Raw genomic sequence first — 14,161 nt, 5'->3', positions numbered from 1 at the left:
TTCTCGGGCAGCAACTTGAAACTGGCAAGTGCTAATTAGCGCCATTGAAGTCATCTAAAGCGATTGCCAGCGGCGCGCGTCGAAAATAAGGCGATCAGCCGTTCAGGAAACTGTCGACGGCCTTCACATTTTGTGTGGTGAAGAAATCTGCGGTCTGGCCAGCATAGATAATGCGGCCGCGATCAAGAAAAACCACCCGTTGCGCCAGCTTCTTCATGTCTTCCGGATGGTGGGTGACAATAATCACCGTATTTTTTGTTTCGTTGTGCAAGTCGAGAAGCAGGGAGGTCATGCCCGACCGCAATCCCGGATCGAGCGCGGCGAAGGGCTCGTCGAGCAGCATGACCGGTTTTTTCCTCACCAGCGCGCGCGCCAGTGCCGCCCTTTGCCTTTCGCCGCCGGAAAGCGTGCCCGGCAGACGCTTGTCAAAACCCGCAAGGCCAACGCGGGCAAGCGCCATTTCAATCCCCTGCCGGTCTTCCGCCTGCAGCTTCAGTGCGGGGCTGACACCGAGGGCGACATTGGTGAAAATATCGAGATGGGCGAAAAGATTATTGTCCTGAAAGATCGATGAAACAGGTCTTTCGGAAGGATCGAGCACCGTCATGTCCCGCCCGCCAATCACCACCCGGCCGGAATCCGGTGCCTCGAAACCGGCAATCAGATTGAGAAGTGTGGATTTGCCGGAACCGGACGCACCGACAACAGCGGTCACCCGACCCTGCGGGAAAGTGCAATCGAGGTCGAAATCCTGCGTTCCAAGCTGCAGCCTGACCTTGTCCAACCGAACCGCGAAATCATCGCCTGTCATATGCTTGCCCTTGCTGATTGCGCCCCTGCTGATTGCGCTTGCCGTGAAACACCACCTGCGGCAAGCAGCAGGCAGACGATACCGAGAAGGAAGGCATAGCCGGCGGCATCATTGGTGCGGTAACTGCCCATATTGCTGTAAACCAGCCAAGGCAAGGTGACGAAATTTTCCGATCCGAACAGCGCAACCGCCCCGAGATCGCCAAGCGACAGCGCCATGGCAAAGAAAAACGCCATTGCCATGGGTCGCCACAGAACCGGCAGATCGGCAAACCGCAACCGCGTCAGGCCCTGAAGCCCGAGACTGGCGGAGAGGCGGCCGGTGCGCAGAAAATGACTGGTAAAAGCTGGCTCGAGGACACGCATGGCAAGTGGCAAGGCCATCAGCATATTGATGAGTGCAACGAGAATGGGAGCATAGGCGCTGACATCCCCAAAAGGTCGCAACAGCAGGAACCACCCGCTTCCAAGCACGACGGGCGGCACCAGGAGCACGAGCGAAGACCCGGCCCCAAGCGTAGCGGACAGAACGCGCAGGGGCCATGCCGCCCGCCGTTTTGAATCCACAGCCTGACGCGCACTGATGATCGCCATGCAGCAGAACACAACGAGTATTGCCGACAGCACGGCGATTGCAAGACTGGTCACCGCCGCACGCAGGAAGATCGGCGCAGTGACGAGACGCGGCAGATCGGCCGTCAAACCCGAGACGGCTATGGCGACGAGCGGCAAACCGACCAGCAGAATTGCAAAACCGATCGCCACCCCGTCCCAGAGACGCGCATTGACGCTCTTGCCATCGAAACGACGGATGAGACGACCAAGCGAGGAAATCTCCGCTTCCGGCGATGGCAGAAATGCCAGGAGACCGAGCAGGACTGCGGTGAGGACAATCTGCAGGACGGAAAGCACAATCGCCCGCTGTGGATCGAAATCGAACCGCAGCGCCTGATAGATCGCCACCTCCAGCGTCGTCGCCGCCGGCCCGCCGCCCAGGAGAAGCACGAGCGTGAAGCTGGTCGCGCACAGCATGAACACGAGCCCGGCAATACCCGGAACAAGCCGCGAGATCGCCGGCCATTCGATGAAACGGAACACCGAGACCGGCCCCATGCCAAGGCTTGCCGCCATGCGCCAGTATTCGCCGGGAATGCGCTCCAGCCCCGCCAGCATCAGCCGCACGCAAAGCGGCAAATTAAAAAACACATGGGCGATAAGAATGCCGGAGAGGCCATAAATGCTGAAGGGCTCGTCCACGCCGGCAAAAACGAGGGCGGTATTCACGATACCCTGCCTGCCCCAGATGGTGATGATGCCGAAGGCGCCAACAATCACCGGCAGGCCCATCGGCACCGCCAGCAGCCGGATGATCCAGATTCTTCCCGGAAACTCTCTCCGCCGGGCAAGCGCCAGAGCTACGGGCAGGCCGAGAACAATGGACAAAAGGGTGGAAAGCATCGCCTGATAAAGCGTGAAGCGCAGGATGCGCAGCGTGTAGGTATCGATGATACCGGCAGCGGATGCACCCGTGTCAAAAGACAGCAGCGCAAAAACGGCGAGCGCCATGAACAGGAAAACGGCGGCAAAAGCCGCCGTCCCGAAAATGATCGACCGCCGGTAATCACGACGCAGCATCATGCGCGGGCGTGCCTCTTCGTCAGTTCATGCTCATGGCCGCCAGCCACTCTTCAATCCAGGCCTTGCGGTTCTTGGCCACCTCTTCCGGGTCCATCAGGAAAGTCTTCTGCGGCACCACGAGTTTGGAAAACGCCTCCGGCAAAGGTGCCGAGGTTGCCGCAACCGGCATCATCCAATTGTTCTGCGGAATCGCATCCTGAAAGCCCGATGTGAGCGTGAAAGCGAGGAACTGCTTTGCCAGCTCCTTGTTTGGTGCGTTTTTGAGAAGGCCGGACACCTCGATCTGGATGTAATGTCCTTCGGAAAAGGCGGCGGCCTGATAACGGTCCGACTTTTCGGCGACCATGTGATAGGCGGGCGAGGTGGTGTAGGAAAGCACCATCGGTACCTCACCCTTGGTGAAGAGACCGTAGGATTCCGACCAGCCAGGCGTCACGGTGAGAATACGCTTCCTGAGCTTTACCCATGCCTCCGGCGCCTTGTCGCCATAAACCGATTTTACCCACAAAAGCAGGCCGAGCCCGGGCGTGGAGGTGCGCGGGTCCTGAATGGCAATCTTCTGCGAGGGATCGCCTTCCACCAGCTCTTTCAGGCTCGTCGGCGGGTTCTTCACGGCCTGCGTATCATAGACGACGGCGAAATGCCCGTAATCATAGGGCACGAACACATCGTCCCTGTAACCGCCCGGCACCCTGGCCGCCGATGCATCAATGCCGCTGGCGTCAAAAAGCCCCGTCTGCTTCGCCTCCGCCACGAGATTGGTATCGAGACCGACGACGACATCGGCCTTGGACCCCGCGCCTTCCAGCTTCAGGCGGTTCAGCAGCGCCACGCCATCCGCAACACCCACGAAATTGACCGTGCAACCGCACACCTTCTCGAAGGCTTCCTTCACCTTGGGGCCGGGACCCCATTCGGAAACGAAGCTTTCATAGGTGTAGACGGTCAGTTCCTGCCTGTCCTGCGCAGCGGCGAAACCGGGCAGAAACAGCGAGGCGGCAACGAGGGAATTCAGGAAAAGACGACGGCGCACGGGTATCTCCTCAAAAACGATAGGGAAATAGCCGCTTGCCTTAAAGCCGTCTAATCCCTCCGCCGGTATGAACCGGATCAGGTTCTTCGGGTTGGCAAGCCTCTCAGCCTTCTGCCCGCGAGAACAGAAGACACCCCGTTAGATCAAGATGATGGTTTAGTCCCGCCGTTTGCGATTGGCAAGGTGGCTAAGGTCAGCCCTGTCCCGTCATGTGCACCAGTTCCCACACATGGCCGTCGGGATCCTGAAAACTTCCGGCATACATGAAGCCGTGGTCCTGAACGGGTTTCCAGCCACTGCCTCCAGAGGCAAGCGCCGTTGCAATCATCCGGTCTATTTCGTCGCGGCTTCCGGCGGAAAGACAGGTCAGAACTTCGGTGCTGCGCTTGGCATCAGCGATATCGCCATTGATGAAATCGCGAAAACGCTCCTCCTGAAGAAGCATCACGAAGATGTTCTCCTCCACGATCATGCAGAGCGTGCGGTCATCCGAATATTCCGGGTTGAAGCTGAAACCGAGCGCCGTGAAGAAGTTTTTCGATGTCTCGATGTTCTTGACGGGCAGGTTGACGAAGATCATGCGCATGGTGTGAACTCCTCCGAACCGGCACAGGAAACGGCAATTCCGCCTCCCTGTCAAAGGTGGATGCGGTTTCAATCAGCAAAAGACCATCGTCTTCAGCCTTCCAGTTCCTCGCGCAGCATCTCCAGTTCCAGCCATTCCTCTTCCATGGCCTCCAGCTTTTCGCGCAGTTTCGACATCTCCTGCGCCAGCATGTTGAAGGTGGCCGGGTCCTTGGTAAAAAGCGCCGGATCGGCCATGCGCTGTTCGCGTTTTGCGATTTCGCCCTGAGCCTTTTCCATCTCCTTCGGCAGATTTTCGAGCGCGAATTTCTGCTTGAAGGAAAGCTTGCCCTTCGCCTTTGCCGGCTCCTGCGACGGCGCGGCTGAAGACGCCGTCTTTGTCTTCTCCTGCTTTTCCGCCTTGCGTTTTTCTTCCGCAGCACCCTTGCGCTGCGCCATCATGTCCGAATAGCCGCCGGCATATTCGATCCAGCGCCCATCCGGCTGGTCCGGATTGGCCGGCGCAATGGTGGAGGTGACGGTGCGGTCGAGAAAATCACGGTCGTGGCTGACCAGAATGACCGTGCCGGAAAAACCCGCAACGATCTCCTGAAGCAGATCGAGCGTTTCAATATCGAGATCGTTGGTCGGCTCGTCGAGGATCAGAAGATTGGTCGGCCGCGCCAGGATGCGCGCCAGAATAAGCCGGGCGCGTTCGCCACCCGAAAGATTACGGATCGGCGTGCGGGCCTGTTCCGGCTGGAACAGGAAGTCCTTCATGTAGCCCGTTACGTGCTTCACTTCCCCATTCACCAGCAGATTGTCACCCCGGCCATCCGTCAGGTAATGCGCGAGCGTATCGTTGGGATTGAGCTCCTCGCGCTTCTGGTCGAGCGTCGCGATCTCCAGGTTGGTGCCAAGCTTCACCACACCGCTATCAGGCTCAAGCTGGCCGGTAAGCATCTTCAAAAGCGTGGTTTTGCCCGCGCCATTCGGTCCAACGAGACCGATGCAATCGCCGCGATGCACCCTCAGCGAAAACGGCGAGACGATCACGCGCTCGCCATAAGCCTTGGTGATGGCCTCTGCCTCGATGACCAGCTTGCCGGACTCGCGGCCTTCGGTGACGGTCGCCTGCACCGTACCCTGCGGCCCCTTGTGGCCGCGATATTCGGCGCGCATGGCCTGAAGCTCGCCGACACGGCGCATGTTGCGCTTGCGCCGCGCGGTCACGCCGTACCGCATCCAGTGTTCTTCGCGTTCGATGGCCTTGCCGAGCTTGTGCTGCTCCAGTTCTTCCTCTTCCAGCACCTTGTCGCGCCATTCCTCAAAATGGGCAAAGCCACGATTGAGACGGCGGGACTGGCCGCGATCGAGCCATACGGTCGAAGTCGAGACTTTTTCGAGAAAACGCCGGTCGTGCGAAATCAGCACCAGCGCACTGCGCGACTGCTGCAATTCGCTTTCCAGCCATTCGATGGTGGGCAGGTCCAGATGGTTGGTCGGCTCGTCCAGCATCAGGATATCAGGTTCCGGCGCCATGACGCGGGCAAGCGCCGCGCGCCGCGCCTCACCGCCGGAAAGGCTCGCGGGGTTTTCCTGCCCGGTCAGCCCGAGATGCTCGAGAAGATAAGTCACGCGGTAGGCATCGTCACCGGGCCCGAGGCCCGCCTCGGCATAGGCCTGAACGGTGTCGTAGCCGACAAAATCCGGTGCCTGTTCCAGATAGCGGATGGTGGCGGCCGGATGCCGGAAAACCTCGCCCGACTGCGCCTCGACCAGCCCGGCGGCGATCTTCATCAGCGTGGACTTGCCCGAACCGTTGCGCCCGACAAGACAGATGCGGTCACCCGGCTCCACCTGAAGATTGGCGCCATCCAGAAGCGGGGTCACGCCGAAGGTCAGCTTGATATCGTCGAGTTTCAAAATAGGGGGTGCCAAGGCGTCAGGCTCCGGTCAGATCATAAGGGCGGGCGAGCACGATGGCTTTTCCGCTTTTCAGCGAGAAATGCACAGGGCCGCCATTCGCGACATTGGAAATAGTGCGGGAGGAACCGAAAGCAAGCGCGAAATCGTCAAGCGGATAACGCACATTGCCGATATCCAGCCCCCCAAGGGCGGTAAATCCGGCCACCGAGAACAACGAGCCGGCCGGCAGATCGACATCAAGCGAGCCGGGAAGCAGCGGCCGGGCCTCCTCCTCACCGGAGGTCAGCGTAACGTCGAGCCCCCGTTCGGCAAGCGCCACCGCGTAAAGCAGATGCTGCAGCGCGTGGTCGCTTCTCGCGCCCCCGAGCGCGCCCACCAGCAGCAGCGAATGCGCGCCGCGGGAAAGAGCCTCCGAGACAGCAATCTCACCATCCGTCACCGCCTTTGCGGCGGGGTAAGGCTGGCGTTCCACATCAGGCCAGGCATCGAGCAGCACTTTGCTGGCGGAATCGAAATCCCCGACCCACAGCTCCGGCTTAAGCCCGAGTGGGCCGGCATGGCGCATGCCGCTATCGGCCGCAATCACGCGGCTTTCCGCGACCGCCTCCTCAAGACGATCCGTAACCGTGACATCGCCGCCAAGCAGAATGGTGAAGCGCTCTTTATCCATGCCCTGCCTTATCGCAACTGGCACAAAAAGGGAAAGCCGAAACCCGATGAAATCAGCCTATATTGATTTTCGCCGGCTTCAGGATTATGAAACGCCTCAGTGGTGATTTGCCGACCGGCTTGCAGCCACTTTAAAGAAGTCGCTAAAGGGTCGAGGAAAAAGGCAATTTCCTGGGACCGGTCGCGATTTCGCTGCCGGTTTTTTTGTTTTCGCAACGTTCTTTACGTCATCCGAAAAGAGAGTTCGACATGCCGATCAAGATTCCCGATACGCTTCCCGCCTTTGAAACCCTCGTTCATGAGGGCGTGCGGGTCATGACCGAAACGGCGGCCATCCGGCAGGATATCCGCCCGCTCCAGATCGGGCTTCTCAACCTCATGCCGAACAAGATCAAGACGGAAATCCAGATGGCGCGGCTTGTCGGGGCCTCGCCGCTGCAGGTGGAGCTTTCGCTGGTGAGGATCGGCGGCCACCGCGCCAAGAACACACCGGAAGAACATCTCCTTTCCTTTTATGAGACGTGGGAGGAGGTGCGCCACCGCAAGTTCGACGGTTTCATCATTACCGGCGCACCCATCGAGCTGCTGGACTATGAAGATGTGACCTACTGGAACGAGATGCAGAAAATTTTCGAGTGGACACAGACCAACGTCCATTCGACGCTGAATGTCTGCTGGGGTGCGATGGCCGCCATCTATCATTTCCACGGCGTTCCAAAATATGAATTGAAGGAAAAGGCATTCGGCGTCTATCGTCACCGCAATCTCTGCCCCTCGTCCATCTACCTGAACGGTTTTTCTGACGATTTTCAGGTTCCGGTCTCCCGCTGGACGGAGGTGCGCCGCGCCGACATAGAAAAACACCCTGAACTCGAAATCCTGATGGAGTCGGAGGAAATGGGCGTATGTCTGGTGCATGAGAAAGCGGGCAACCGGCTTTATATGTTCAACCATGTCGAATATGATTCGACGTCGCTTTCGGATGAATATTTCCGCGATGCGAATGCCGGCGTGCCCATCAAGCTGCCGCATGATTATTTCCCGCATAACGACCCGGAACTTGCCCCGCTCAACCGCTGGCGCAGCCATGCCCATCTGTTTTTCGGCAACTGGATCAACGAAATATATCAGACGACACCCTATGATCTCGAAGCCATCGGTAAACTGGCGGCGTAAAGTGCGCCGCGTCCTGCCAAACGCATGCAACGCGTTTTCGTCCCTGGTTTAAGCATGTCCTTGTCCCAAAACCCCGGGACACTTTTGGTGGACATGCCTTGAATTGCGGGATTGCGAATTGCCGGAAAATGACGCAACGTCCGCCCGGCAATTCATAAATCCAGGGAGAGTGACGAGATGAGCGACGGTGCGGCACGGGAGAATTTCGGTTTCACGGCAACCGGCGAAAAGGTCGAACGCGTCACCATCTCGAAAGGTGGTTTGACGGCGAAAGTCATCACCTGGGGCGCCGTCATTCAGGACCTGCGCCTTGATGGCCATCAGCCACCGCTGGTGCTCGGTTTCGATAAATTCGAGGACTACAAATATTCCTCCTATTTTGGCGCCACACCGGGCCGCAACGCCAACCGCATCGGCAATGGCAGGTTCTCCATCGACGGGCACGAATATCAGCTGGAGCTGAACGAAAAGGGCGTAACCCATCTGCATGGCGGCAGCGACGGCATGGGCAAGCGCAACTGGATGCTGATGGAACATGGCGAAAGCCACGCGGTACTGCAGATCATCGATCCCGATGGCCGCGCCGGTTATCCCGGCAATTGCACGGTGACGGCCACCTACACGATCCGCGACGGCGGCGTGCTTTCAGTGGTTTATGAAACGGTGAGCGACAAGCCGACCATCGCCAATGTCTGCCAGCACTCCTACTTCAATCTCGATGGCGCGGAGACGGCGCTTGGACACGAGATCAGCATTGCCGCCGATTATTATCTGCCGACCAACGAACAGCAGATACCGACCGGCGAAATCCGCTCTGTCGACGGCACCGTCTTCGACCTGCGCCAGCCGACGCCGATGCGGCGCAAGGAGAATGGCGAACAGGTGCTTTACGATCACAATTTCTGCCTGTCGCCCGAGCGCCGCGCCAAACGCAAGGTCGCCCGCGCCTATTCGCCGGCCTCAGATATCGCCCTTGAGGTTCACACCACCGAACCCGGCGTGCAGTTTTATTCGGCCTTCAAGCTGAATGTTCCCGTTCCCGGCCTCGACGGCCGCCACTATGGCCCCTTCGCCGGTTTCTGCCTGGAAACGCAGATATGGCCCGACGCCGTCAATCACGCGGATTTTCCGCACGCGATCCTGCGGCCGGGCGAAACCCTGCGGCAGGAAACCGATTATATCTTCACGAAAGGCTGAGTTGGCGGGCGGGGATCAGTCCAGCACACAGCCGACATAGCCACCCGATGCCCGGGCACGCCGCTCGATAAGGCCCGCGAGCCTTTGCAGGCCGCGCCCCGGCTTGCTGGCGACACGGTCGATGGGATTGGGCAGGGAGACGGCCAGCAGTGCCGCCTGGCGGGAACTGAGCTTTGCCGCCGGAATCTTAAAATGGTGCTGCGCGGCGGCCTCGATGCCGTAAATACCCGGGCCCCATTCGGCAACATTGAGATAAATCTCCATCATCCGCTTTTTGGACCAGACGAAATCGGCGGCAATCGCCAACGGCAGTTCCAGCCCCTTGCGCAGGAAAGAGCGACCGTTCCATAAAAACAGGTTCTTTGCCGTCTGCATCGGAATGGTGCTGGCGCCACGGGTCGCGGCCCCGTCGAGTGCATTGCTGACCACCGACTGCATCTGATTCCAGTCCACCCCGCCATGGAAACAGAATTGTCCATCCTCGGACATCATCACGGATTGGACCAGACGCGGGGAAATATCCTCAAGCGGCACCCAGCGTCGGTCGTAACCCTGCAGGGTCACCAGATCCGCCAGCATCAGCGTCGAAACAGGGCGGATAAACGGCAGCGCATAGACGGGAATGAGCAGATAGGGCAGGATCAGCAATGCCAGCAAGGTCATGATGATGCGCTTTGCCAACGTGCGAAAATCCACCTTCGGACTGCTCCGGTCTTCCGCCAGCACGGCGTAATCTGCGTCGCTTTCAGGCGTACTGCTCAATATCCGTCCCCGCGCCCCACGCCAATTTAAGCCTTTCATAGTCCATTGCCGTCTTCAAGGCGAGTCCGGTCACTCTGTTGCGGCTCTCGAATCACGAAAAGGTTTGCCTGGCCCGGCGCGGCGTGCCAAAGAGCGCGGCATGGACGCTCAGATGACGAATTTTGAAACGCGGCTGCGCGAGAACGCGGCAAAAACCGAGGCCCTGCTCGGCCGCCTGCTCTCGGGTGAAGCGCGCGGAGACGAGATCACGCGCCCGCAGAACCTGCTCGACGCCATGCGCCATGGGGTGCTGAACGGCGGCAAACGCCTGCGGCCCTTCCTCGTCATCGAAAGCGCCGAACTTGCGGGCGGAGACGCCGAAGCCGCTTATTATGTCGGCGCAGCACTGGAATGCCTCCATTGTTATTCGCTTGTTCATGACGATCTGCCGGCCATGGACGACGACGACCTGCGCCGTGGCCAGCCGACAGTGCATCGCAAATTCGATGAGGCGACCGCCATTCTCGCCGGCGACAGCCTGCTGACACTCGCTTTCGATATCATCGCCTCGGATGAAAATCCGCTCGCGGCCGAGCGCAAGGCCGCACTCGTGCTTTCGCTCGCCCGCGCAGCCGGCATTGGCGGCATGGCTGGCGGACAGGCGCTCGATCTTGCCGCTGAAAAGAAGGCGCCGGACGAGGCTGGCGTCATTACATTGCAGGCCATGAAAACCGGCGCATTGCTGCGTTTCGCCTGCGAGGCCGGCGCGATCATTGCCGGCAGCGACAGTGCCGAACGGCAGAGACTGCGTCTCTTCGGCGAAAAGATCGGCCTCGCGTTCCAGCTCGCCGACGATCTTCTGGATCTGACCGCCGATGCCGCCACCATGGGCAAGGCGACCGGCAAGGACGCCGCACGCGGCAAGGGAACACTTGTGGCACTGCGCGGCGAGGAATGGGCGCGCCGCAAACTGCAGGAACAGGTGGCCGAAGCCGCAGAACTCCTGGCCCCTTATGGTGAAAAGGCCGCGATTCTCATCGCGGCCGCAAGATTTATCGCCGAACGCAAAAGCTGAGTCGGCATACCCGCTCAGCCCCTACATCCGATCAGCCCTTGAGGGGCGAAATCAGCACTTCGACGCGGCGGTTCTGGGCGCGACCGTCAGGCGTTGCATTCGATGCGATCGGCTGCGAGGCACCAAAGCCGAGCGTCGAAATACGGCGCTGGTCGACACCGCGCGCACCGAGATAATTGGCAACCGAAGCGGCGCGACGTTCCGAAAGGCCCTGATTGTAACCGGGGCTACCGGTGGAATCGGTGTGACCGTTGATATCGATCAGCGTGCGGTTGAACTTGTTCAGCACGATGCCGACGGAATCGAGCGTCTGATAGAACGGCGGAATGACCTGATCCTGATCCGTCGCGAAGGTAATGTTCGACGGCATGTTGAGAACGATGCTGTCGCCGCGGCGGGAAACCGAAACGCCCGTACCCTGAAGCTGGGCGCGAAGCTCGGCTTCCTGACCATCCATGTAATTGCCAATGGCGCCACCGGCGAGCGCACCGATGCCCGCACCGATAAGCGCAGCATTGCGGCGACCGGTCGGCGAACCGCCGACAGCCAGGCCGCCGAGCGCGCCAACCACGGCGCCGATACCGGCACCGCCCGCCGTATTCGACATCTTCTGCTCACCCGTATAGGGATCGGTGGTGGTGCAGGCGGAAAGATAGGTCCCGCAAAGGGCGACGATCGCGATTTTTTTGATCATATGTTTTGATGCTCCGAGAGGTTCAGGAGGTACGACAGTGGAATTCCGGCCTTTTCACGGTACTCTTTACTCCGCCGCGTCTTTCCGGCCGAAACGCTTTTCGATGTAATCGGCCACAAGCGCTTCGAAATCACCGGCAATGTTGGGACCACGCAGGGTGAGCGCCTTTTCCCCATCTATGAAGACGGGAGCGGCGGGGCTTTCGCCGGTTCCGGGCAGGGAAATACCGATATCGGCATGTTTGCTTTCGCCGGGACCGTTGACGATGCAGCCCATGACAGCAACATTCAGCGCCTCGACGCCGGGATATTTCTCGCGCCAGACCGGCATGTTCTTGCGAATATCGTTCTGGATGTTCTGCGCCAGTTCCTGAAAGACGGTGGACGTGGTGCGCCCGCAGCCGGGACATGCCGCAACGACCGGAATGAATTGCCTGAAACCCATGACCTGCAGCAATTCCTGCGCCACCTGCACCTCGCGGGTGCGGTCGCCATTCGGCTCCGGCGTCAGCGAAACACGGATCGTATCGCCGATACCGTGCTGCAGCACATAACCCATGGCGGCAGACGAGGCGACGATGCCCTTGGAACCCATGCCCGCTTCGGTAAGACCCAGATGCAGGGCGTGATCGGACCGCTCCGACAACATCGAATAAACGGCGATCAGATCCTGCACCTGACTGACCTTGGCGGACAGGATGATACGATTGCGCGGCAGGCCGATCTCTTCGGCAAGCTCGGCGGAAATCAGTGCCGACTGCACGATGGCCTCGCGCGTGACCTGGCGGGCGGAGAGCGGAAAACCCTCTTCCTTGTTCCTGTCCATCAGCGTGGTCAGCAATTCCTGATCCAGCGACCCCCAGTTCACGCCGATTCGGACCGGCTTGTCGTAGCGGATCGCCATTTCGACGATTTCGCCGAACTGCTTGTCCTTTTTATCCTTGAAGCCAACGTTGCCGGGATTGATGCGGTATTTCGCCAGTGCTTCGGCGCAGGCCGGATGATCGGCCAGAAGCTTGTGGCCGATATAATGGAAATCGCCGACAAGCGGCACATCAAGCCCAAGACGCAGCAACCGCTCGCGGATTTTCGGAACGGCAGCCGCACTCTCGTCACGGTCGACGGTGATGCGAACGATTTCCGAACCGGCCCGGAACAGCGCCGCCACTTGGCTGACGGTGGCATCGATATCAGCCGTATCGGTATTGGTCATCGACTGCACGACGACGGGCGCGCCGCCACCGACGATGACACCGCCCACGTCTACGGCGACGGATGCGCGGCGGGGCTTCGGGTCATAATCGGCATGTGACGTCATGGCGTTCTCTGGAGCTTGCGGCAAGGTCTGGCAATTGAGGTGAAACAAGGGGGCCTGCTTGTCAACACCCAACGCATGAGAGCTTCTACTTTACCGCAATCATGGCAAAATTCGAGACGCCTATTCCTTGCCGGCGCCATCCGCGTGGCGGGCGAGCCGCGAAAGCAGCAAAACCACCACATGCAGCAACGGCAGCGCGATGAAAACACTGGCAAGACCCGTATGTTCTGCAATGAAGCCGATTGCGGAGGGTGCCACCAGAATACCGGAATAACCCATGGTGGTGACGACGGAGAGCCCGATTCCCGGCGCCAGTCCCGGCATGTTGCCGGCCGCCGAGAAGGCGATGGGCACCATGTTGGAAATACCGATGCCCGCAATGGCGAAGCCGATGATGGCGAAGGTGGAATTGCCCGCAAGACCAGCGATCAACAGACCCGTGATTGACATGACCGAGCAGAATCGCAGGGTATTGACCGCTCCGAACCGGTCACGCACCAGATCGCCGGCAAAACGCATGGCCGCCATGGTCATGGAGAAGGCCGCGAAGGCAAAACCGGATTGGGACACCGAGGCTCCCAGCTCATTGCGCAGATAAAGTGCGCCCCAATCGAGGATCGCGCCTTCCGGAATCATCGAGAACAGCGCCATCAGGCCGATGATCCATGGCAACGGTGTCAGCGGCAGGCCGCCTTTCGGGCGCTCCGCTTCCGGATGTGGACGATCCGCGAGAACCCGCGGCCAGGCAATGACCAGCAGCACCAGCGCAATGACCGTCAGCGCTACAGCATGGCCCTGCACGCCAATGGCCGTGATGAGGTAACCACCGAGACCGGCGCCGATCAGGCCACCAAGGCTCCAGAACGCATGGCACGACGACATGATCGCCCGGCGCATGTCGCGCTCCACCGCCACCGCATTGGCATTCATGGCGACGTCCATCGCCCCCGTCAGACCGCCAAACAGGAAGACCGCAATCACCCCCGCCCAGATCGTGCCTGCCCAGGAGATGAAGAGCAGTGTCGGCAAAAAGATCGCCGCAGTCACGAGGCTTACCGTGCGCGAGCCGAAACGGGCAATCTGGGAACCGGCAATGGGCATGAAGACCAGTGAGCCGATGCCGAAAACCAGAATGATAAGGCCGAGAGCGCTTTCACTGAGGGACAGGCGCGCCGCGAATTCCGGGATCTTGGGCGCCCAGGATCCCATCATGAAACCGTTCATCAAAAACAGCAGGGAAACGCCCAGCCTGTGCCGGGTCAGATAGGACGAGCGTGCAGCCGTCGGCGAAAATGACGTGGGGCCATTCATCGGCAAT

13 protein-coding genes and 2 riboswitches are annotated in these 14,161 nt (G+C 59.8%); of the genes, 3 read left to right on the top strand and 10 right to left on the bottom strand.

Annotated elements, in window-relative coordinates; translation table 11 throughout:
• Window positions 1-94: 94 nt before the first annotated feature.
• The 6 genes from N434_RS06080 to N434_RS06055 form a co-directional block, all read right to left on the bottom strand.
• Window positions 95-811: a thiamine ABC transporter ATP-binding protein gene (locus N434_RS06080; RefSeq protein WP_110756672.1), complete on the bottom strand. Its 717-nt coding sequence runs from the start codon at window positions 809-811 to the stop codon at window positions 95-97.
• Window positions 808-2,448, bottom strand: coding sequence for a thiamine/thiamine pyrophosphate ABC transporter permease ThiP (gene thiP, locus N434_RS06075; protein ID WP_110756670.1), 1,641 nt, complete (start codon window positions 2,446-2,448; stop codon window positions 808-810). The genes N434_RS06080 and thiP overlap by 4 nt, the downstream gene beginning before the upstream one ends.
• Before the next feature lie 19 nt (window positions 2,449-2,467).
• Window positions 2,468-3,481 carry a thiamine ABC transporter substrate binding subunit gene (gene thiB / locus N434_RS06070; protein WP_110756668.1) on the bottom strand — a complete coding sequence of 338 codons (1,014 nt, stop codon included), beginning with the start codon at window positions 3,479-3,481 and terminating at the stop codon, window positions 2,468-2,470.
• A 37-nt stretch (window positions 3,482-3,518) separates the two neighbouring features.
• Window positions 3,519-3,629, bottom strand: a riboswitch (TPP riboswitch).
• 45 nt (window positions 3,630-3,674) lie between these two features.
• Complete coding sequence (locus tag N434_RS06065; RefSeq protein ID WP_110756667.1) at window positions 3,675-4,067, bottom strand: VOC family protein; 393 nt, start codon at window positions 4,065-4,067, stop codon at window positions 3,675-3,677.
• A gap of 92 nt (window positions 4,068-4,159) precedes the next feature.
• Window positions 4,160-5,986, bottom strand: a complete 1,827-nt coding sequence (locus tag N434_RS06060) for an ABC-F family ATP-binding cassette domain-containing protein (RefSeq protein WP_110756665.1) — start codon at window positions 5,984-5,986, stop codon at window positions 4,160-4,162.
• A 4-nt stretch (window positions 5,987-5,990) separates the two neighbouring features.
• Window positions 5,991-6,644, bottom strand: coding sequence for a thiamine diphosphokinase (locus N434_RS06055; protein ID WP_110756663.1), 654 nt, complete (start codon window positions 6,642-6,644; stop codon window positions 5,991-5,993).
• An 89-nt stretch (window positions 6,645-6,733) separates the two neighbouring features.
• Window positions 6,734-6,810: riboswitch (SAM riboswitch) on the top strand.
• Window positions 6,811-6,892: 82 nt separating this feature from the next.
• Here N434_RS06055 and metA point away from each other — a divergent pair.
• A complete protein-coding gene (metA, locus tag N434_RS06050) occupies window positions 6,893-7,819 on the top strand; it encodes a homoserine O-acetyltransferase MetA (RefSeq protein ID WP_065114335.1) in 927 nt (308 codons plus the stop codon).
• 177 nt (window positions 7,820-7,996) lie between these two features.
• Window positions 7,997-9,016 carry an aldose epimerase family protein gene (locus N434_RS06045; protein ID WP_110756662.1) on the top strand — a complete coding sequence of 340 codons (1,020 nt, stop codon included), beginning with the start codon at window positions 7,997-7,999 and terminating at the stop codon, window positions 9,014-9,016.
• Between the two features lie 15 nt (window positions 9,017-9,031).
• On the opposite strand, the gene mtgA is transcribed toward N434_RS06045, so the two are convergent.
• Window positions 9,032-9,778: a monofunctional biosynthetic peptidoglycan transglycosylase gene (gene mtgA / locus N434_RS06040; RefSeq protein WP_081284473.1), complete on the bottom strand. Its 747-nt coding sequence runs from the start codon at window positions 9,776-9,778 to the stop codon at window positions 9,032-9,034.
• A 139-nt stretch (window positions 9,779-9,917) separates the two neighbouring features.
• On the opposite strand from mtgA, the gene N434_RS06035 reads away from it, so the two are divergent.
• Window positions 9,918-10,832: a polyprenyl synthetase family protein gene (locus tag N434_RS06035; protein ID WP_110756660.1), complete on the top strand. Its 915-nt coding sequence runs from the start codon at window positions 9,918-9,920 to the stop codon at window positions 10,830-10,832.
• Between the two features lie 31 nt (window positions 10,833-10,863).
• Here N434_RS06035 and N434_RS06030 read toward each other — a convergent pair whose 3' ends face one another.
• From N434_RS06030 to N434_RS06020, 3 genes are all read right to left on the bottom strand, one after another.
• Entirely contained in the window at window positions 10,864-11,526 is a 663-nt protein-coding gene (locus tag N434_RS06030) for a YiaD family glycine zipper/OmpA-like lipoprotein (RefSeq protein ID WP_065114337.1), read from the bottom strand.
• A gap of 66 nt (window positions 11,527-11,592) precedes the next feature.
• A complete protein-coding gene (gene ispG / locus N434_RS06025; protein ID WP_065114338.1) occupies window positions 11,593-12,843 on the bottom strand; it encodes a flavodoxin-dependent (E)-4-hydroxy-3-methylbut-2-enyl-diphosphate synthase in 1,251 nt (416 codons plus the stop codon).
• 120 nt (window positions 12,844-12,963) lie between these two features.
• Window positions 12,964-14,154 (bottom strand): MFS transporter, encoded by a 1,191-nt coding sequence (locus tag N434_RS06020; protein ID WP_065114339.1) that lies wholly within the window; start codon window positions 14,152-14,154, stop codon window positions 12,964-12,966.
• Window positions 14,155-14,161: the final 7 nt, after the last annotated feature.

This window comes from Rhizobium sp. UGM030330-04 (genome assembly GCF_003208455.1).
In the GTDB taxonomy this organism is placed as follows: domain Bacteria; phylum Pseudomonadota; class Alphaproteobacteria; order Rhizobiales; family Rhizobiaceae; genus Agrobacterium; species Agrobacterium rhizogenes_A.
This window is presented reverse-complemented; position numbering and strand designations above follow the sequence as displayed.

What these genes read in the sequence shown, in the direction of transcription:
- N434_RS06080 (WP_110756672.1), bottom strand. Translation starts at nt 811, where the DNA reads ATGACAGGCGATGATTTCGCGGTTCGGTTGGACAAGGTCAGGCTGCAG.
- thiP (WP_110756670.1), bottom strand. Translation starts at nt 2,448, where the DNA reads ATGATGCTGCGTCGTGATTACCGGCGGTCGATCATTTTCGGGACGGCG.
- N434_RS06065 (WP_110756667.1), bottom strand. Translation starts at nt 4,067, where the DNA reads ATGCGCATGATCTTCGTCAACCTGCCCGTCAAGAACATCGAGACATCG.
- N434_RS06055 (WP_110756663.1), bottom strand. Translation starts at nt 6,644, where the DNA reads ATGGATAAAGAGCGCTTCACCATTCTGCTTGGCGGCGATGTCACGGTT.
- metA (WP_065114335.1), top strand. Translation starts at nt 6,893, where the DNA reads ATGCCGATCAAGATTCCCGATACGCTTCCCGCCTTTGAAACCCTCGTT.
- N434_RS06045 (WP_110756662.1), top strand. Translation starts at nt 7,997, where the DNA reads ATGAGCGACGGTGCGGCACGGGAGAATTTCGGTTTCACGGCAACCGGC.
- N434_RS06035 (WP_110756660.1), top strand. Translation starts at nt 9,918, where the DNA reads ATGGACGCTCAGATGACGAATTTTGAAACGCGGCTGCGCGAGAACGCG.
- N434_RS06030 (WP_065114337.1), bottom strand. Translation starts at nt 11,526, where the DNA reads ATGATCAAAAAAATCGCGATCGTCGCCCTTTGCGGGACCTATCTTTCC.
- ispG (WP_065114338.1), bottom strand. Translation starts at nt 12,843, where the DNA reads ATGACGTCACATGCCGATTATGACCCGAAGCCCCGCCGCGCATCCGTC.
- N434_RS06020 (WP_065114339.1), bottom strand. Translation starts at nt 14,154, where the DNA reads ATGAATGGCCCCACGTCATTTTCGCCGACGGCTGCACGCTCGTCCTAT.